Annotated in this window: 19 protein-coding genes; 11 read left to right on the forward strand and 8 right to left on the reverse strand. The window is 47.7% G+C overall.

All coding sequences use genetic code 11. The features are described 5' to 3' along the window. Positions 1–45 precede the first annotated feature (45 nt). The 5 genes from ACYVAM_RS17250 to ACYVAM_RS17270 all read left to right on the forward strand — a co-directional run bounded on the left by ACYVAM_RS17250 (position 46) and on the right by ACYVAM_RS17270 (position 4396). The gene (locus ACYVAM_RS17250) at positions 46–1623 is read left to right on the forward strand and encodes a sensor histidine kinase (protein WP_461069169.1); all 1578 of its coding nucleotides are present in this window, start codon (positions 46–48) and stop codon (positions 1621–1623) included. Between the two features lie 4 nt (positions 1624–1627). Further along, positions 1628–2284 carry a response regulator transcription factor gene (locus tag ACYVAM_RS17255; protein WP_046376232.1) on the forward strand — a complete coding sequence of 219 codons (657 nt, stop codon included), beginning with the start codon at positions 1628–1630 and terminating at the stop codon, positions 2282–2284. 144 nt (positions 2285–2428) lie between these two features. Further along, positions 2429–3064 (forward strand): peroxiredoxin, encoded by a 636-nt coding sequence (locus tag ACYVAM_RS17260; RefSeq protein WP_461069171.1) that lies wholly within the window; start codon positions 2429–2431, stop codon positions 3062–3064. A 200-nt stretch (positions 3065–3264) separates the two neighbouring features. Beyond that, positions 3265–3510, forward strand: coding sequence for a hypothetical protein (locus tag ACYVAM_RS17265; RefSeq protein ID WP_046376234.1), 246 nt, complete (start codon positions 3265–3267; stop codon positions 3508–3510). Between the two features lie 112 nt (positions 3511–3622). Continuing rightward, the gene (locus ACYVAM_RS17270) at positions 3623–4396 is read left to right on the forward strand and encodes a glycoside hydrolase family 25 protein (RefSeq protein WP_461069174.1); all 774 of its coding nucleotides are present in this window, start codon (positions 3623–3625) and stop codon (positions 4394–4396) included. Between the two features lie 41 nt (positions 4397–4437). Here the strand turns inward: ACYVAM_RS17270 and ACYVAM_RS17275 are convergent, their stop codons facing one another. The 4 genes from ACYVAM_RS17275 to ACYVAM_RS17290 form a co-directional block, all read right to left on the reverse strand. Continuing rightward, positions 4438–4722 carry a putative quinol monooxygenase gene (locus tag ACYVAM_RS17275; RefSeq protein WP_461069176.1) on the reverse strand — a complete coding sequence of 95 codons (285 nt, stop codon included), beginning with the start codon at positions 4720–4722 and terminating at the stop codon, positions 4438–4440. A gap of 41 nt (positions 4723–4763) precedes the next feature. Beyond that, the gene (locus tag ACYVAM_RS17280; protein WP_461069178.1) at positions 4764–5507 is read right to left on the reverse strand and encodes a shikimate dehydrogenase family protein; all 744 of its coding nucleotides are present in this window, start codon (positions 5505–5507) and stop codon (positions 4764–4766) included. Positions 5508–5582: 75 nt separating this feature from the next. Beyond that, complete coding sequence (locus tag ACYVAM_RS17285; RefSeq protein WP_461069180.1) at positions 5583–6224, reverse strand: DedA family protein; 642 nt, start codon at positions 6222–6224, stop codon at positions 5583–5585. A gap of 11 nt (positions 6225–6235) precedes the next feature. Continuing rightward, positions 6236–6997, reverse strand: coding sequence for a phosphosulfolactate synthase (locus ACYVAM_RS17290; RefSeq protein WP_461069181.1), 762 nt, complete (start codon positions 6995–6997; stop codon positions 6236–6238). Between the two features lie 128 nt (positions 6998–7125). On the opposite strand from ACYVAM_RS17290, the gene ACYVAM_RS17295 reads away from it, so the two are divergent. The 3 genes from ACYVAM_RS17295 (at position 7126) to ACYVAM_RS17305 (ending at position 11052) form a co-directional block, all read left to right on the forward strand. Beyond that, the gene (locus tag ACYVAM_RS17295; protein ID WP_461069183.1) at positions 7126–7575 is read left to right on the forward strand and encodes a PaaI family thioesterase; all 450 of its coding nucleotides are present in this window, start codon (positions 7126–7128) and stop codon (positions 7573–7575) included. 870 nt (positions 7576–8445) lie between these two features. Beyond that, positions 8446–10431, forward strand: coding sequence for a hypothetical protein (locus tag ACYVAM_RS17300; protein ID WP_461069635.1), 1986 nt, complete (start codon positions 8446–8448; stop codon positions 10429–10431). A 165-nt stretch (positions 10432–10596) separates the two neighbouring features. Then, entirely contained in the window at positions 10597–11052 is a 456-nt protein-coding gene (locus ACYVAM_RS17305) for a PPC domain-containing DNA-binding protein (RefSeq protein WP_461069184.1), read from the forward strand. Between the two features lie 54 nt (positions 11053–11106). On the opposite strand, the gene ACYVAM_RS17310 is transcribed toward ACYVAM_RS17305, so the two are convergent. The 3 genes from ACYVAM_RS17310 to ACYVAM_RS17320 all read right to left on the reverse strand — a co-directional run bounded on the left by ACYVAM_RS17310 (position 11107) and on the right by ACYVAM_RS17320 (position 13592). After that, a complete protein-coding gene (locus ACYVAM_RS17310; RefSeq protein WP_461069186.1) occupies positions 11107–11703 on the reverse strand; it encodes a bifunctional nuclease family protein in 597 nt (198 codons plus the stop codon). A gap of 114 nt (positions 11704–11817) precedes the next feature. Beyond that, positions 11818–12780, reverse strand: coding sequence for an electron transfer flavoprotein subunit alpha/FixB family protein (locus ACYVAM_RS17315; RefSeq protein WP_461069188.1), 963 nt, complete (start codon positions 12778–12780; stop codon positions 11818–11820). A 74-nt stretch (positions 12781–12854) separates the two neighbouring features. Further along, a complete protein-coding gene (locus tag ACYVAM_RS17320; protein WP_461069190.1) occupies positions 12855–13592 on the reverse strand; it encodes an electron transfer flavoprotein subunit beta/FixA family protein in 738 nt (245 codons plus the stop codon). A 167-nt stretch (positions 13593–13759) separates the two neighbouring features. Between ACYVAM_RS17320 and ACYVAM_RS17325 the strand changes: the two genes are divergently transcribed. Next, positions 13760–14089 carry a tetratricopeptide repeat protein gene (locus tag ACYVAM_RS17325; RefSeq protein WP_461069192.1) on the forward strand — a complete coding sequence of 110 codons (330 nt, stop codon included), beginning with the start codon at positions 13760–13762 and terminating at the stop codon, positions 14087–14089. Positions 14090–14155: 66 nt separating this feature from the next. Here ACYVAM_RS17325 and ACYVAM_RS17330 read toward each other — a convergent pair whose 3' ends face one another. Further along, positions 14156–14965, reverse strand: coding sequence for a hypothetical protein (locus ACYVAM_RS17330; protein WP_461069194.1), 810 nt, complete (start codon positions 14963–14965; stop codon positions 14156–14158). 215 nt (positions 14966–15180) lie between these two features. Between ACYVAM_RS17330 and ACYVAM_RS17335 the strand changes: the two genes are divergently transcribed. Then, positions 15181–16197 carry a zinc-binding alcohol dehydrogenase family protein gene (locus ACYVAM_RS17335; protein ID WP_461069196.1) on the forward strand — a complete coding sequence of 339 codons (1017 nt, stop codon included), beginning with the start codon at positions 15181–15183 and terminating at the stop codon, positions 16195–16197. A gap of 18 nt (positions 16198–16215) precedes the next feature. Beyond that, on the forward strand, positions 16216–18357 hold the full coding sequence (locus ACYVAM_RS17340) for a glycoside hydrolase family 31 protein (protein WP_461069198.1): 2142 nt from the start codon (positions 16216–16218) through the stop codon (positions 18355–18357). Positions 18358–18572: the final 215 nt, after the last annotated feature.

Here is an 18572-nt window from a genome sequence, read left to right on the forward strand (position 1 = left end):
AAATATTACTTTTACTAACGGACTTTATCATCAACCACGCTGCTCGTGCCTGATACACTCAACGATAACACAAAAGATGGCTCGGTAATTCCCATTCGGTTTACCCGGCTATACATGACTTTACTGATTATTCTGGCCGTTTTGCTGACGGTAGGGCAGGGGCTTACGCAATGGCGTCTGCGTGCCGTTCAGGACGAACTATGGATCATTCGGTATTCAGCTTTGCAGCGGCACCAAAGTCAGCAAATTGTGAAGCAAGTCCTGCAACTTGCGGATGCCAGTGAACAGGCTAATTTTTCGGAGAATGTAGCGGCTTTGCGTCAGGTATTTCCTGTTTTCGAACGCTATCATATACAAAGCCGGCAGGGAAAGGTCGATAACCCAAAGGTATATATTGTTAATTCCGATACGGTTCAACGATTGTATGAGGCCATTCGTCCGCAGTTTGATGCGTTCCGGCAAAGTGCCCATCGGCTGATGCGATTGCAAACGTTCGACGAAACCAAGACACCTGAAGTGCAGGCCAGTATCAAGCTGATGCTGGCGAATGAAAAGCCATTTCTAGAGGAAATGGATGGTATTGTTCGGGAATACACGGGCGAACTCAGGGCTAAATTAACGCTCCTCCAATCGATAGAACTCTATTTATACATCTTTACAGTAGCCGTTCTGGTTGGAATAGGATTCTTGATTTTCCGTCCTGCTGCCCGAAGACTCAAGCAGACATTTGCGCAACTGGTTGAAGCCGAGAGCCAGACAACGGCTGCTAATAAGAAGCTGCTGAATGCTAACCGTATCCTGAAGGAAACCCGCCAGAAACTGTTTGAAGCCACAAAACTGCAATACCAGCAGGAGATTGACGACCAGAAACTACGAACTTCTTACCTCATCGCCGGGCAGGAAGAGGAGCGTAAACGGTTATCGCGCGAGCTGCATGACGGCCTCGGTCAGATGCTTACGGCTATTAAATTACAAATTGAAGGGCTTGAGGCCAGCCTGACCAGAGCTGCCGCAGCAGAACAGGTTGGTACGGCACCACACGCCAAAAATTTGAAAACGTTAAAGAGCCTGGTTACCCAGACCATTCAGGAAACTCGGACGATTTCCAATAATTTAATGCCCAGTGTGCTCAGTGATTTCGGTATCATACCCGCCATCAAAATGCTGGCGGAGCAAGACCGAAGCGATTCCTTTGATGTTACGTTTGAAACAAATTTTACCTCCGATATGCCTCGGTTGAACCGAAATGTTGAGATTATGCTCTACCGGGTAACTCAGGAGGCTGTCAGTAATGCCGTTAAACACGCTAAACCGTCACACATTCATATCGAATTATATGAACGGGGTAATTTCTTGCAACTGGTCGTCAGCGATGATGGGAAAGGATTTCAGGTACCTCGGAAAAAACAGGAAGGTGGCGTAATGAAACAAAAGTCAGAAATAAATGGCGACATCGCGAATCCGTCAGAACTACGGCCGCCTTCGCAGGGTTTACATAATATGCAGGAACGAACCAAATTGCTCAACGGTAAATTTAAATTACAATCTGCGTTTGGTAAAGGCACTAAAATTCAAGTAAGCATTCCCTATAAAACGCATTTTGCACCCCATGACACCTACTAGAATAATGTTGGTGGACGACCACTCTATCGTTCGTGACGGCATTCGGCTTCTACTTGAACAAGCTGATGGCCTGGAAATTATTGATGAAGCCAACGATGGCGAAGAAATCCTCGATAAACTGAAAGTGCTTCAGCCCGATCCAAGTCGTTTACCCGATTTGATCTTGATGGATATTTCATTGCCTGGTATGTCTGGCATCCAGACGACGCAGGTCATTAGCCGACTGTATAAAAATGTGCGTGTGCTGATGCTGTCAATGCACAACAATGAAGATTATATCTTACGGTCTGTAGAGGCTGGCGCATATGGCTATATTCTAAAAGATTCGTCGTCCGATGAGATGATCAAAGCCATTCGAACCATCGCTTCCGGAGAGAAATATTATAGTTCGCCGGTAGCTTCGATCATTTTAAGCGGCTACATGCAGCAGTTGAAGAAAGGAGATCGACATGGCCGTGCCGAGCGCCAATCGAAGCTATCCAATAAGGAGAAAGAAATCCTGCAATTCCTGGTCGATGGTATGAGCAGTCGCGAAATTGCCGAGAAACTTCAACTTAGTGTTCGGACCGTCGATAACCACCGGGCTAATATGATGCGTCGGTTGCAAGTGCGTAATGCCGCTGAATTAGTCAGAATGGCCGTAGAGGATAAACTGATCTGATCTCTGAGCAACTCTACTCATCACATTGCGAACTTGAAAATTGTTTTTTAGGTTTGCTCCCAAAACCGGCTCAGCGCCGGTTTTCCATTTATTGGATACTATATTAACCAGATAGGATTTGTTAACTAATAAACCTGTATTACCATGTCGTTACGCTTAGGAGATATTGCTCCCGATTTTGAGGCCGATACAACGCAAGGCCCCATCCACTTTCATGAATGGTTAGGTACTTCCTGGGGAATGCTGTTCTCGCACCCTGCCGATTTCACGCCCGTTTGTACAACGGAATTAGGCCGGACAGCACTCTTGAAAGATGAGTTTGGCAAACGGAATGTAAAAGTTATTGCCGTGTCGGTGGATGATTTGGAATCGCACAACCGTTGGACACCCGACATCAAAGACGTGACCGGTTCGGAAGTCAACTTCCCCATAATTGCCGATGCTGACCGGAAGGTGGCTACTTTATATGATATGATTCACCCCAATGCCAGTGAAAAAACGACGGTTCGCTCGGTGTTTGTGATTGGGCCCGATAAAAAAATCAAATTGACGCTGACCTATCCAGCCTCAACCGGGCGTAATTTTAACGAGCTCATTCGTGTCATTGATTCGCTTCAGTTGACCGCTGATTATCAGGTGGCAACTCCCGCCGACTGGCAGCCAGGTGATGACGTTATTGTTACACCTGCCGTTACCAATGATCAATTGGAGGCTAAGTTTCCGAAAGGCGTGACGTTTGTCAAGCCGTATTTGCGCACAACGCCCCAGCCCAATATATAGAGTCTAATTACACTATTAAGGTTGCCACGTCTGGCTAAGCGAAACAGCCATTACTGTAATGGCTGTTTCGCTTAGCCAGACGTGGTTTTTGGGTGAAGCGGACCATATCCATACAATACCCGCTTAAAACTATAGTCTTAAAACCTTATGATTGTTCATTGAGTTAGGTGGTTTGTAGAATAAACAAAACACTTAGCGTTATGGCAAAGTCTCAAAACAACAATCCTGAGCACACAGAAGGACCAGTAGCAACCGCTATTGAAGAGCAAACAGCCAAGTTACCTTCCGATCTTTTCTTATGGGCGGCACTCGGTTCTATGGGAGTTTCACTGTATTTACAGTCGATAAATAAGCGTGATCGCAGCCTGTTTGTTGGCCAGTGGGCAGCTCCTTTTTTGTTGCTTGGCTTATATAATAAGTTGGTTAAACTAGAGGGCCACGATTAAGAACGACCATCGAAATTTGAGTAAAGAGCCTTCTGTATGTGCAGAGGGCTTTTTTATGTGCACTATGTTCAGGGCTAATGCTGTATTTTTGGCCCACTAATTAAGAAACTGCATGAAAACCCGCGTTCTGGTTAAGCTCATCGTTCAGCGATATGGTCTATGGATTGCGGCATTCTTTATCGTGTTCATTACTGTTTGGGTTGTTCGCTCACGTAAAGCAAATCAGCTCGATTGGCAGTTTGTCCGCGCCTTCGGCATTCGGTTGCCCATGAAATATGGCATCCACGGTATCGATGTATCGCGGCATAATGACCGGATAAACTGGGCACGTGTCAGGCAAATGGAAGCCGATGGTGTTCGACTTCAGTTCGTGTTCATCAAGGCGACCGAAGGCGCAACCTTAGCGGATAAGCATTTTGAGAAGAATTGGCGAGAAGCAAAAAAGTCGGCGCTACGGCGGGGAGCTTATCACTTCTACCATCCCACGCGTGACCCGCTGAAACAGGCTACTAATTTCATTCGGACTGTAGAGTTGAGCGAGGGTGATTTCGTTCCCGTTGTTGACTTCGAGGTGGTAAACGGCCAGTCGGATGAAACAATTATCAATGGTCTGAGGCTCTGGCTCGAAACAGTTGAGGAGCACTATCACGTACGGCCAATCATTTACACGAATGGTAACCTATACAAACGATACATCAAAGATAACCTGGGTGAATACCCGCTTTGGATCGCCGACTATTCCGCCAAACACCTGCGGAGTTACGATGCGGACAAATTATACCTTTGGCAACACAACCAGAGTGGCTGGGTTCAGGGTATTCGGGGGCAGGTAGACTTTAACGTGTTCGTGATGGATGAGGATCGAATGAAGGATATCTGTTTGTAGGGATAGAAATATACAGACAAACTAAACGGGCCGAAGCCCGTTCATATACTCACTTTCGTTAAGGCTGGTGGGCCAGCTAACCAGTCTTTGGCTTTCTCACCAAAAGTTTTCATATGGGCCATTTGGGTATGGGCCAGCAGACCCGCTTCATCATCCCAGCGCTCGTGCATAATAAAGCGTTCGGGCTGTTCAGTGCTCTCGTATAATTCGTAGAGTTGACAGGCGGGTTCAGTTCGAACATCCAGAATCAGTTCGCTCAGGGCATTTTTGAGGTTGGTTTCTGCACCAGCTTTGGCGGTAATGGTGGCAAATACTAAAAGAGGCATCGGTAGTACGTTTATTTACTAAAAGCAGGAAGATCCAAAATTTACCGTTGCCAGATTTCCCAGGCTTTTTCGGCCTGTAATTCCAGCATCCGCAAACCATTATGCACCGCTGCGCCCTGTTCCTGGCCAAGCTTCATAAACTTCGTCTCGGTAGGATTGTACACGAGATCATACAGTAAATGATGATCCGTTAACAAATGATAGGGAAGCGCTGGTGCTTCGTCAACCGTTGGATAGGTACCAATGGGCGAACCGTTGATGATTAATGAATAATCACCCAATGTCTCAGCCAGTTCATCATACGTAAGGGTAGTCGCGCTTTTCGTTCGCGACACATAGGTGTACGGAATTCCCAGATCAGTCAAAGCGACCGTAACCGCTTTCGACGCGCCACCTGTACCCAGTACCAACGCTCGCAGCCCCTCAGACGAGCGGCCAAGCGACGTCAGCCAATCGACCAGCGATTGCTGAAAACCGTAGTAGTCGGAGTTGTAACCGGTTCGGGAACCATCAGCTTCCAGCTTGATGACATTAACGGCACCGATTTTCTCGGCTGACGCATCCAATCGATCTAAATAAGGCAGAACGGCCTGTTTGTGCGGAATCGTAACATTTATACCCCGCAAGTCAGGCAAAGCCAGGACGTCAGGTAACGCGGTAATGATCGGTAGTTCGAACAGGTCGTACCGACTGTCGGTAATACCTTCCCGATCAAATTTCTCCGTAAAGTATCGTTTTGAAAATGAATGCGTAAGTGGAAAACCGATCAGGCCGTAGCGTGTCATAATACTTGGTTTAAAAACACTATGCCATTGCTTAATGCAATGGCATAGGTACTGTCTGATAGCATGCTGAAAAGTTTAACGAGCCCGTTTTTTGAAAAACTCCAGAATGATGGGAACAATCGATAAACCGACGATGCCAAATACCACGAGTTCGAAGTTTTTCTGAACGATTGGGAAGTTTCCAAAAAAGTAGCCCAGAAGCGAAATACTCGTTACCCATAAGATGGCACCAAGAATACAGAACTTTATATAAGTGCCGTAACTCATGCTGCCCGCGCCTGCCACAAACGGAGCAATGGTGCGTACAATGGGAATAAATCGGGCAATGATTACGGTTCGTCCACCGTATTTTTCGTAGAATTTTTCTGTTTCGGCAATGTATTCCCGTTTAAAGAACAAGATGCGTTCGCGAGATTTAATTTTTGTTCCCAGAAATTTGCCAACAAAGTAATTAACGTTGTCGCCTAATAAGGCCGCCACAATCAGCAACGGAATAATTACCCATACACTTAATTCATTGGTAGGCCGAGCGGCCAGGGCACCAGCAGCGAACAACAGAGAGTCGCCGGGTAATAGCGGCATCACAATTAATCCTGTCTCCGTAAATATGATCAGGAAGAGGATGGCATACAGCAGTACACCGTACTCGTTTGCCCATATATCGAGGTAGCGATCAAGATGAAGCAAAAAATCAAGTAGCGATTTAATAAGATCCATATGGTTTTCCTCTACTTATCTAAAAATTGTAAGAATGTATCGCCACGAAGTCCTAACCGGATGGTTTCCAATGGAATAACTTCATGAGGGGCGATATTGCCCAGGTTTACGTTTGCACCGAGCAATTTAACAAACCAGACCTGCTGTTCCTTTTGGGGGGCTTCCCATAAAATTTTCTCGAAGGGAACCTGCGTTAAAATTTCTTCGACCAGTCCTTGTCTGACTTCTCCGCTCGACCGGAACAAACCAACTGTACCACCTTCGCGGGCTTCACCGATTACTTTCCAGGCACCTGCTTCCAGTTCAGCCTTCATCAACTGAATCCATTTGTAAGGCGGAATAATTTTAGCTTCATCTTTGGAGCCTACTTCGGAAAGTACGATGACCTGAGTCGCAAGTTGCCGGATGTATTCACACTTATCGTCCTGGGTCATATCGATCGACCCGTCGGATACTTCAGCGTAATCCATGCCGAATTTGTCTAATAACCTGCGGTAATCGTCGAATTGATTTCGCACGACAAACGCTTCAAACAAGGTTCCGCCGAAATACACGGGGATACCTGCTTCGCGATAGATCGCTAATTTTTCGTTCAGGCGCGGGGTAACAAATGAGGTTGCCCATCCCAGCTTAACAATGTCTGTGTGGTCTGCAGAGACGGATAAAAAATCCTCTACTTCCCGGAGGCTTAACCCTTTATCCATAACCATAGTCAGCCCACTTTGACGAGGCTTTTCGGTTCGATCGGGTATCTGCGTAAGCGTATAATTCATGAGGAGTAATTACGTAGGCGTATTAAAAACGCCCAAAAGTAGTACAAGTCTTGAAAAACTCCCAAGAAAGTACATAAATAATAGCATGTTATAGACTTTTAGCTTAGTTAAGTACTATTTTTGTTCCCATGGATAACATCACAAATCCCCGGCTTGAGTTCTTTCGTGCCCGAATAGGGCAAGACATGAGCGGCAGTATATCACCTTTTGGCCGTTGGCTCAATGGCACCATTCGGGAGGTAGAGTACGGCCGACTCGTGGCTGATTTTACCATTCGTGCCGAAATGACAAACCCCGCCGGTGTTTTGCACGGTGGGGCGGGTGCGGCTATTCTGGATGATTTAATTGGCGCTATGGTCTACTCGCTCGGCCGGGAATATGCTTACACATCGGTTAATCTGACAATCGATTTTTTACAGTCAGCTCGTAGGGGAGACGTTGTTACGGCAATGGCTGAAGTCATCCGGGAGGGAAAAAATATTGTTCATTGCGAAGGGCGTATCCTGGCCTCTACGGGTAAAATTGTTGCTAAATGTGCAACCAATCTAATTCAGACATCCGTTAAAATGGATTTTTGATACAGTGTCCAGAAAATCAATGACATTTAGTCTGGCCGGATCAATTTGTTATAATTTATAATTTTGCTCGTCTAAGCGTATCGACTTATGTAATTGCTTATACTGGGTGAACAATACCTGCAGAAAGCAGATTATTACCTCTTGAAAAGAGGCCGCGATGAGTAGTACTAGCGTCCTTTATCTTATGTAGATAATTCCTAGAGAATCGGGTGGCAGACAAGATAATAGCTGGAATAAATAGAACGAATAAAGGAAGAAGTAAGAAAATCTCGGGGATTTAGTGTTTGTTTGTCGCTGAGACGAGTAATTATTTTTTTATCACCTTATTCTTCCTATTATTGACCATTAATAAAAAATATGCCAGTTTCGAACACAATTCTATCAGATTAGTAGTACTTGATACGACTAGGATCTGGCCAAATTTAAACCGTCAAATTGACTTAGGGAGTATCCTATAAATTTGGTCAACTAGATAATTTCGTAATGAAGACGAAAAAAAAACTGATAGATGAATTGAGTTTTGCAATTCAGTCTTAACATTGCAGAAAAATAGCGAATTGTGGGGCTGCTTGATGGAGCTATTCATCAAATAACCTGTGTGGTTGGTCAGATTTATCTGGCCATAATTTAAGGAGTAGAGAGGTTTTTTTAGGAATTATCATAAAAGTTATGAGTAACCCTGAAACATTTCTCTGAAAAGCTAGTCATATAGGGCAACATGGGTTCGTCAAGTAACCTATAGCTTAAAAAAGACAGGCCGTTCCCTAAATTTCCGTGGTCACATTTGGGAGAATAACAGTTTAGTAACAAACATTGCGTCAAATTAACTCAATAAATATGCGAACATTTATCCAACAACACCCTATGAGGATGCTGGCTGGACTCGTGTTGCTAGGTTTTGCAATACCTTCTGTTAGCCTTGCTCAACAGGCTGACACAGTCCGGGTTCAACCCGCTACAACAACCGCACCGAGCGGCAATTATGTGCGAGAAAACATTTATCGTCTGGGTAAAGGTGTATACACCGATACACTGCGCAGAGGTGATTTCAAAGCACAAGCCAGCGATGTTGCTGAGCTGGACGATTGTGATACAACCTTCCAAACGTTCATTTTAGTACGGCGATTATCGCCCTGGCGGGTTGGCTTGTATGCCGGTCCTAACTTCGCTTATTGCGGAACATGGGAGAATACGTTTGGCCCTAACAAGCGAGACAACACCCTGTACAATGGCGCAGGCTTTAACATTACAGGCAACATTGATTACTTTTTGACGCCTGCTACCCGTCGGCTCCGGTTTGGCTTAGGAGCCTCTTTTGGTTACCAGAACTACATCACACGGAGTATTTATACGGATTACCTGTATGGATTGGCCGCAGCTCGCGGGTTTAACCGAGATCAGGTAACTATTCGCCAACGGGCTTCGGAAGATATGTTCCTGACGGTTGGACCTGTCCTGACGTTTACGCTGGCTCGTAGCCGTCGTAATCCCGATGCGACAACGTTCATTGAGTTAGGAGCTCGTGGCGGTTTGTTCCGTACAGAAGCGGCTACAATCGCTGCTTACACGCCATCGACCTTATCATTACCTGCCGTGTCTTCATTCGTAGGCGGTGGTGGTTTGATCCGGTCGGTTAACCCTAGCCCAAGTCTATACCACTTAGGCGCTTTAGGGTCGGTAGCTATCTTCTTTCCCCTGCGGAACAACTGGAACATCGGCGTTCAGGGCCAAGGATTCATTACTCAGTTGAACTACCTCATCATCAACGGTATCGACGATCAAGTATATGAGTTCAAGCGTAAGCACGGCGGTTTCAACGTAGGTTTGGCAGTTCGGAAAGGATTTGTTCAAAAGAAGCTTATTCCGAAAGCGCCTGTTACCTGCCCAACCTGCGAACAAGTTCCTGAGTTGAACGTACGTTTCAATAGTTCTTCGCTTAAAGGTGCATCGCTCTCGTTTGTTGACAGCACAGATGCACAGAAGTATGCAGCTGTTAACCAAACCACAACGGCTCCTGTTATCAGCTGGCGCAGCACAACCCCGAACCCAAAGAACGAAACGTTCACGGCTCGTCTGTACTACCGCGCCGATTCAGTAGTGGCTGGTTCAACGGATCAGGTGATCGCTCAGTTAGAAAATACGACGGACACGACGATCGCTTTCCCAACCGCTTACTTCTCGAAAGGTCAGATAACCCCAGGCTTTTACTACGTAACGGTTCACAACAAGCAAGTAGCAAAATGTGGCACCTGTATGAGCGAGGTTGCGACAACAAGCTTCGCTAGCATTCGCGACAAGAAAAACATTATTGAATGTGAATACCGCCATAAACTTGAGCGTCTGGAAGTTTATTACCGCACGCCATACACACGTGAAGTGGCTAACGTATGTTACTGTAATGGCACCGTTACCTCAGTGGGTGACACCGTTACACGCCTTCGTTACCGTGGCCTGAACCGTCAGTTGGCAAACAGCACGGTTGAGTTCGACACGAACACGGTTATCCTGAACATTCGTGAATTACCAGGTGGTCTAGCTCAACAACTACAAGCTGAAAAAGCTAAAATCGAAAGCGGTAACGCGATTCGCTACAAAGGTCGCCGGGTACGCCCACAAGTTCAGTACTTCCGCGCTGTATTCACTGTTACGAAACTGCCATGCAACGGTCAGCCTGAGCAAGCGGTGGGTAGCTTCAACACAACGATTAGCGACAACAGCTACTCGATCACTGACCTGAAGCCACTGACAGATGAGCAGAAAGCTAAGTTACTGGCTCCACCAGCACCTGCTAAAAAGAAAACTCGCCGGGCTGGTAACAGCGGTCGCCGGTCAGATGTACTCTTCGGTGTTGAATAAGTGAGTATCGTATAAATAAAAAAAACCGGGGGCCAACGCTCCCGGTTTTTTTATTTAATAAGGTCCAGACTTTTAAGCAGTGACTAACCAGATTTAGCCAGATAAAAATCACCATACCGAATGCGACTCGTTTTACTACTGCTTACGTGCCAATGTTTTATAACCATGCTTAATGCGCAACCATCAAGTAGCCATGCACCAGCCGTTGCGGCTACTATGCAGACATACTCTGTACGATTAAAGCCAGGTCAGGATTTAAAGAAATCACTGGAATTGGTCGTTCAGCAGGAACGAATCAGTGCTGGCGCAGTGCTTACTTGTGTCGGTAGTTTGACAGATCTGACATTACGCCTGGCTAATCAGGAAGCAGCCAGCGTATGGCGGGGACATTTTGAGATCGTTTCGCTCGTTGGTACATTATCTATGAATGGAAGCCATATCCATTTATCGGCTTCTGATTCAACTGGCCGAACCATTGGGGGACACTTATTGGATGGCTGCATCATCTACACCACAGCTGAACTGGTTATTGGCGTTATGCCTGAACTAATCTATGCACGCGAGCCTGATCCTACTTTTGGGTATAAGGAGCTAGTGGTCCGGAAAAAACAGAAGAAGTAATAAAAAAAGCCATCCCATTAAGGATAGCTTTTTTTTGTAATAGTAAAAAATAAATTAATTGCGTTTACTCATCTCATCGCGGATTTTAGCCGCTCGCTCATACTCTTCGTTGCCGAGGGCTTCCTCGAGCATGCGCTGTAGCTCTTCTGAAGACGCATTCTTTAACTGATCGCCAAAGGACCGCGTTGATGGCTTGTTCGAGGAGCGAACCAGTTCTTCTTGCTCTTCTTCCTCATCGTTGCCTGTAGCTGTAATACCAGCTTCGGACAGGATTGACTCATTCGTATATATGGGTACATCGAACCTGATGCCAATAGCTATTGCATCGGACGGCCGAGCGTCAATAATTGACTCGCGAACGCCATCGAAACAGACGATTTTAGCAAAAAAAATGCCTTCCCGTAAGTCGGAGATCATAATTTCACGAACGGTAAACTTGAATTGTTCGGCAAATTGCTTGAACAAATCGTGCGTCATGGGCCTGTTGGGCACAATCTTCTCGATTTCTATAGCAATGGCCTGCGCTTCAAACATACCAATGATAATTGGCAATCGTCGGTTGCCATATTCCTCGCCTAATACCAATGCAAACGAACCTGATTGCGATTGGCTGGGCGACAGTCCTAATATTTCCAGCTTAATCTTATCCACGGTGCGAAATTAACAAAAAGTCGTAAGTAATAACGGGGACACCCATCGGTGAGTGAGCCGTAAGTAAAAAAAAAGTCAGTCACTTACGACTTACTACTCCGTTCCTTACAACCGTTACAATGCCTGCACGGCTTTTGTCAGACGCGGAAGTATGTCGAAAACATCCCCAACAATACCATAATCCGCCGACTTAAAGAACGGTGCATCAGCATCCTTGTTAATAACAACAATCACCTTCGATGAGTTTACACCAGCTAGGTGTTGTATAGCCCCGGATATACCACAGGCAATGTACAGGTTGGGGCTTATTTTAATTCCCGTCTGGCCTACGTGCTCGGAGTGAGGGCGCCAGTCGAGATCCGAAACAGGTTTCGAGCAGGCAGTAGCCGCGTGGAGGGCTTTGGCCAGGTCTTCGACAATACCCCAGTTTTCGGGTCCTTTTAAACCACGGCCGGCTGATACAACAAGGTCGGCTTCGGGCAAAAGAATGTCGCCCGACGATTTTTCGGTGTTTTTTACCGAAATAACGAAATCTGCATCGTTTAGAGCAGGAGCGAAAGCTTCTACAGAAGCTGTTGCGTCTTTCTCTTCCGGCGTGATCGTATTTTTCTTGATAGCCAGAATTTTCACGTCAGCTTTTAAGTCATTATAGGCAAATGCTTTACCCGTGTAAATACTGCTTTTGACCAGAAAACCGTTGGATAAATTAGGCAACTCGATCACGTTTGCCGCCAGGCCAGCTTTCAATTTACCGGCCAACCGGGCCGTCATGGCATCGGCCAGCGATGACTTGGCGAGCACGATCACTTTACTGCCTTCCTGTTGGGCTGCTGCCGCCACCACGGTAGCATAAGCCATTCCATTGGGTTCTGCCAGTTTATCATCGGCGGCATGGAGTACTTTGGTAGCTCCGAACCGACCGGCCGAAGCCAGTTCAGTGTCATCAGCCGGGCCAAGAATAATAGCTGTCGCTGAAGTGCCCGTCATTTCGGCCACTTTAGCACCGTAGAAAATAGCCTCCTGTGAGGATTTCTTGATTTTACCTTCGTCTAATTCAGCAAATATGAGGACAGACATAAGTTGATTTATGGTTTTACGTTGCAGTCAATAATCGCTGTAGGTAATGCTACGAACGACAAACTACAAACTGATTAAATGACTTTTGCTTCAGTATGGAGGAGCTGAATGAGCGTTTCTGCCGCATCAGCGGGAATCATTTTAACGGCACCACGCGGAGCCGGTAGTTCATAGCTGGCAACGGTGGTTAGTTTGTCCGTGCCCGTTGGCTCGACTACCTTGAGCGGTTTAGTCCGGGCGGTCATGATGCCACGCATATTTGGGATTTTCCATTCGGCAATGGGTTCCTGACAGCCTAATACGAGGGGTAATTTTGCCTCCAGGCTTTCTTTGCCGCCTTCGATCTCGCGGGTAATTTTGGCCGTGTCACCGTCCAGATCGAGTAACATAACAGGCGAAATGGAGGGAATACCCAGCATTTCACCAACGATACCATGCACCTGACCGCCATTGTAATCGATAGATTCGCGCCCCATGAGAATCAGGTCGTAGCTAGTTTCTTTGGCAATCGCAGCAATCTGTTCAGCTACAAAATAAGCATCGGTCGGTTCGGCATTGACGCGAATCGCGTCATCGGCACCAATGGCCAGGCATTTACGAATAACGGGCTCGGAATCAGCTTCTCCTACGTTTAATACGGTAATGGTAGCCCCCGTTTTTTCTTTTAGCTCAACGGCCCTTGCCAGCGCATAGTCGTCGTAGGGACCCGTAATGAACGTTACCCCCGCTTTGTTGAGCTTGGTGTTGTTGTCCGTGAAGGCAATTTTGGTGGTGGTGTCCGGCACACTCGTCACACACACTAAAATTTTCATGCTGATTGGGGTTTTGTGGTTGTTATACTGATTCGTAGGCAATGAACCGTATCGGATACCTTGGCTGAATAGATACCGCTCGCTGCGTACGAATCCTTACTTTTACGACTCAAAAGTACAAATACTCTTAAATAAAAGTATGCATGCATACTAATTTTCTTGCACGTATGAATAACGAACGCATCCAGCAATTAATTCGATTTGTAGAGGAAGAGCCCAATGATCCATTTAACATCTATGCGTTGGCTATGGAATACATGAGCAGCCAGCCAGCTCAGGCTCGACTCTATTTCGATCAATTGCTAACCAATCATCCAGGTTATTTGCCGACCTATTACCACGCAGCCGCTCTGTACGCAGAACTGGATGAGCGGGAGCGGGCAGCGGAGTTGTATGAAAAGGGAATTTTACTGGCTAAAGCGCAGCAAAACCAGAAAACGCTTCAGGAGCTGGAGCGGGCGCAACAGGCATTTGACGATGACGACGATGACTGGTGATCGTATAAAACAGTCGTACCGCTTCGCTGTTTATCTATTTTTTGAGTGTTCAGGTAGGCAAGCCAACTATCGGCGGGTGCGGCTTTTGGGTTGCTGCACCAGCTCCTGTTTAAACAGGAGTGGCACGTTTGCCTGTTCAGGAATGGTATACTTGACGGCCAGGTAACGGGCATTCGCTACTTTGGGTAAATACACAAATCCCCGGACCGATTCGCCGGGGGCCAGTGTATTGGCCTTCAGAGCCAGTTCGCGCCAGCGATATTCTTCGTAGTCATAGCGTTGCATCCGGTTGGCAAAGGTGCTGTAGTCGATGATCCGTTTCGCGGCCAGACCCTGATAGGCAACACCGTGCGCAACCCGATTGGTGGCATATTCGCGGTAAGAACGGCTATTGGATGAGGAGGATACATCGCTGGCAATGACCGCAACCATCAGAATTGTGTTCAATACTTTGGCTTTTTTTAGCCGTTTCTCTTCTTGCTTGCGCTTCTGCCCTACACGACCTGCTTCATAGGCAGGATCAGCGGCAGCCCGCGAGAGAGCAAGACCTGTGTTCGTTGGTTCTGGCAGCGTATCCTGAGCTGCACCGAGCGCCGTAAAATGGAAGTCGGCTGGGTTGACGTCGATGGGGTGGTCGGTACGGTTTTTAACTTCAATGTCGAGCGTAACAAACTCCAGGTCTTCCCGCTCAAAAGATGCCACAACACCCACGCCATTCTGCTCCGCTTTCGTGACCGGCCTGCCCTCAATCATGGCCACATCGCCGGAAACAGGTTCGAGCCTATAAGTGGTTGTGAGCGTTGGAGCACAACCACTAAAAGCAATAGCCAAAAAGCTGGTTGCCAGTGTATTCGTCAGAATGGAAAAAGCTTTCATACGCGAACAGGTCGATGCTGGATAGTTCAGTTAACAGGTGTAAAGTTACATAAGTAGACGATTCAATTGTGTTAAAGATCAGTTAGTTTATTGGACGGATGATGGTTCTGAAAAAATAGTATTCCTTTGTATTGTTTACTTTCATAAAATACACTTACCTGCGCTGGATATCAGGGTAGGTAGATGATTGCCGCTTAACTTAGATTGACTTACTTATGAAGACCCTGGTTTGCCTCACACCTGGTCAGTTTGCCTACGAGCAGGCTGAAGTTCCTGTTCTAACACCTGGAAACGCTTTACTAAAAATCAGGCAGATAGGTGTCTGTGGGACGGATTTACACGCCTTTGAAGGAACACAGCCCTATTTTAACTACCCCCGTATTTTAGGCCATGAATTAGCCGCAGAAGTGGTAGCCGCCGATGGTGCGCCCGATTTTGTACCGGGCGAATCTGTCACCATCATTCCATACGTGAACTGTATGCACTGCATCGCCTGCCGGTCGGGGAAACCGAACTGCTGCGTATCCCTGCAGGTTGCCGGCGTTCACATGGACGGCGGCATGGTCGAATATCTGTCCGTGCCTTCCCGTTTGCTGGTGCATGGCGAAGGGCTGGGTTTCGATGAACTGGCATTGGTAGAGCCGCTGGCTATTGGGGCCCATGGGGTTCGTCGGGCAGCGGTGCAGGCTGGTGAGTTTGTCCTGGTTGTGGGGGCGGGGCCTATTGGTTTAGGCATTATGGAGTTCGCCCGAATTGCCGGAGCGACGGTCATTGCCCTGGATATCAATGAAGACCGACTTGCTTTCTGTCGGGAAAAACTGAACGTTCCCTTTACCATAAATGCTGCAAATGACAACGTACAGGAAGAACTACGGGTCATTACCAACGGCGATATGCCTACCGTTGTGATCGATGCTACCGGGAGTTTGCGGGCCATGAACACGGCCTTTTCGTATCTGGCCCACGGCGGTCGGTATGTACTGGTTGGTTTGCAAAAGGGCGATATCAGTGTGAACCACCCTGAGTTTCATAAACGTGAAGCTACGCTGATGAGCAGCCGCAATGCCACAAGAGCTGATTTCGAGCTGGTAATCTCGAGCATGAAAAGCGGAGCCATCGATCCTACCACCTATATTACCCATCGGGTCAGTTTCGATCAGGTCAGCGATGAGTTTGCCAATTGGCTTGATCCGGGTAACGGGGTCATCAAAGCAATGGTTATGATGTCCTGATTTTTGGCTAAAACGACAATGCCGACTCGACTGAAACTGCTGTTTTGCCTCCTCTTTACTACATCGATTACCACAGCACAAACCGTTACCTGGGTGTCCGTTCAGCCTGGAGTCTGGAAGGCGACTGTTGGTAAACCTGAGGCCTATAATTTGCTGACCGCTGCTGGTGCCAAACCTAACGTAGTGGCCTTGACGACGCTGGGGCACTCGGCTTTTCCCTTACCAAAGGGCGCTGTTACAGCGCGCATCGTAGACGGGAAAACGTACCTGCGTTTTCCACTCAACCGTACCGAACAACTTTATGGCTTCGGCCTTAATTTTCAGACTGTTCACCAGCGAGGCCGAATTCTGAATCTGCATGTCGACCATTATGGCGGCTCCGATAATGGCCGGACGCACGCTCCTACGCCGTTTTACGTATCGTCTGACGGGTACGGGGTTTTCATTAATTCGGCCCGGTACCTGACCGTCTATGCAGGTACGGCCGTTCGGAAAGATAGTTCCGATCCGCCCAAATCGCAGGATCGTAATACCGACAAGTCCTGGACGAGTCGGCCGTATTCCGATGCGGTTGAAATACTTGTTCCGGCTGCGGGCATCGAGATGTATGTGTTCGCCGGACCCAAACCGCTGGACGTTGTCCGGCGGTATAATCTCTTTAATGGGGGCGGGTGTTTGCCTCCTCGTTGGGGACTGGGCTTTCAGCAACGGGTTCAGAAGTTGTACATGGCCGATCAGGTACAGGCCGAAGCGGACCTGTTCGATCAGAAAGGATTTCCCCTCGACGTGGTCGGGCTTGAACCGGGTTGGCAGAGCAAGTCATATCCCTGCACCTTTGAATGGGACAAAACTCGTTTCCCCGACCCCGAAGGCTTTTTGCGGACGATGCTGGCCAAAGGCGTTCGGGCGAACCTCTGGCTGAACCCCTATGTAGCCCCTTCAGCCTCCATTTTTGCCTCTATTTCGCCCTTCACCGCGTCGCATACCGTCTGGACGGGTCAGGTGCCCGATCTGACACTTCCCAAAGCAAGGCAACTCTTCTTTGGTCAACTGGCGAAAGACGGCGTAAATCTCGGCGTAAGCGGGTATAAAATCGATGAGGTTGATGGCTATGATTCATGGCTCTGGCCGGATGTGGCTACGTTCCCATCGGGGCATGCGGCCGAACAGATGCGGCAGACGTACGGACTTCTGCTACAGCAGTACAGCCTTGACATGTACCGGAAGCAGAACAACCGCACCTTCGGGCTGATACGCGCGTCGAATGGTGGCGGTTCGTCGTTCCCGTATGTTATTTACAACGATTATTACAAACATGAAGACTTTATCACGGCGCTGATCAACAGTAGCTTCGCCGGGGTTTTGTGGACGCCGGAAGTTCGTTCGTCCGATAATAGTGAGGAATGGCTACGTCGGATACAGACCGTTGTCTTCTCGCCAATGGCCATGATTAATGCGTGGGATAGTGGCACAAAGCCCTGGTCATTTGCCGATGTGAGCCAGTCTGTGCAGGACATGGCGTTACTTCGGATGCGGATGATGCCGTATTGGTACAGTGAGTTTGCCAAATACCATTTTAACGGTACACCCCCGTTCCGGGCTATGAATCTGGAAGAAGGCTTTAGCTCGGACGTAAAACACGAACTGGTCACGACGAGCCTGGAGAAAAATCCGTATGCCGAAGCCGTTCAGCGGGAGATCAAAGACCAGTATATGGCAGGAGAATATTTGCTGGTGGCGCCTTTGTTTAAAGGCCAGAAGAGCCGGACAGTAACCCTGCCTACGGGCAACTGGTACGATTTCTACACGGGCGAACGGGTGGGAAATGGCCAGCAAATTACAACGTCGCCCGGATTGGACCGAATTCCGGTGTATGTCAAAGATGGGGGCATTGTGCCCATGATGCCAGCCCGGCTCCACGCGCCCAAAGCAAGCGAAGTCCTACCCATAGAGGTTCGCTATTACGGTGCGAAACCCGGCCACTACCGACTGTATGACGACGATGGAGAAACATTCAATTACGAAAAAGGGCAATACAGCTTCCGGGAAATTCGTGTGACAAGGCAAGCAAACGGGCAGATTAGCGGTACTATTTCAGCCCCTGAACCCGGAAAACCTAATACCATTGGGGCGGTTACCTTTACACAGATGACTAAGTAAACGCCCAGAGAGCAAATGCTTTCCGGTTTATTCCCAAATACCGCACTGGTTTCTAAAGAAACAGCCACGGCCTTCGAAAGCCCGGTAGCGCTGAATGGCCCGGACAAATCACACGGTCAAAAATGGGTCTCAGGGAGGTTATAGGCTCCAAAAATAAACCAACCGGCTACTATAAGGTTGATAGAGGTAACGTTGGTATGCCGCATCAGCGCGTT

This window comes from Spirosoma horti (assembly GCF_054776595.1).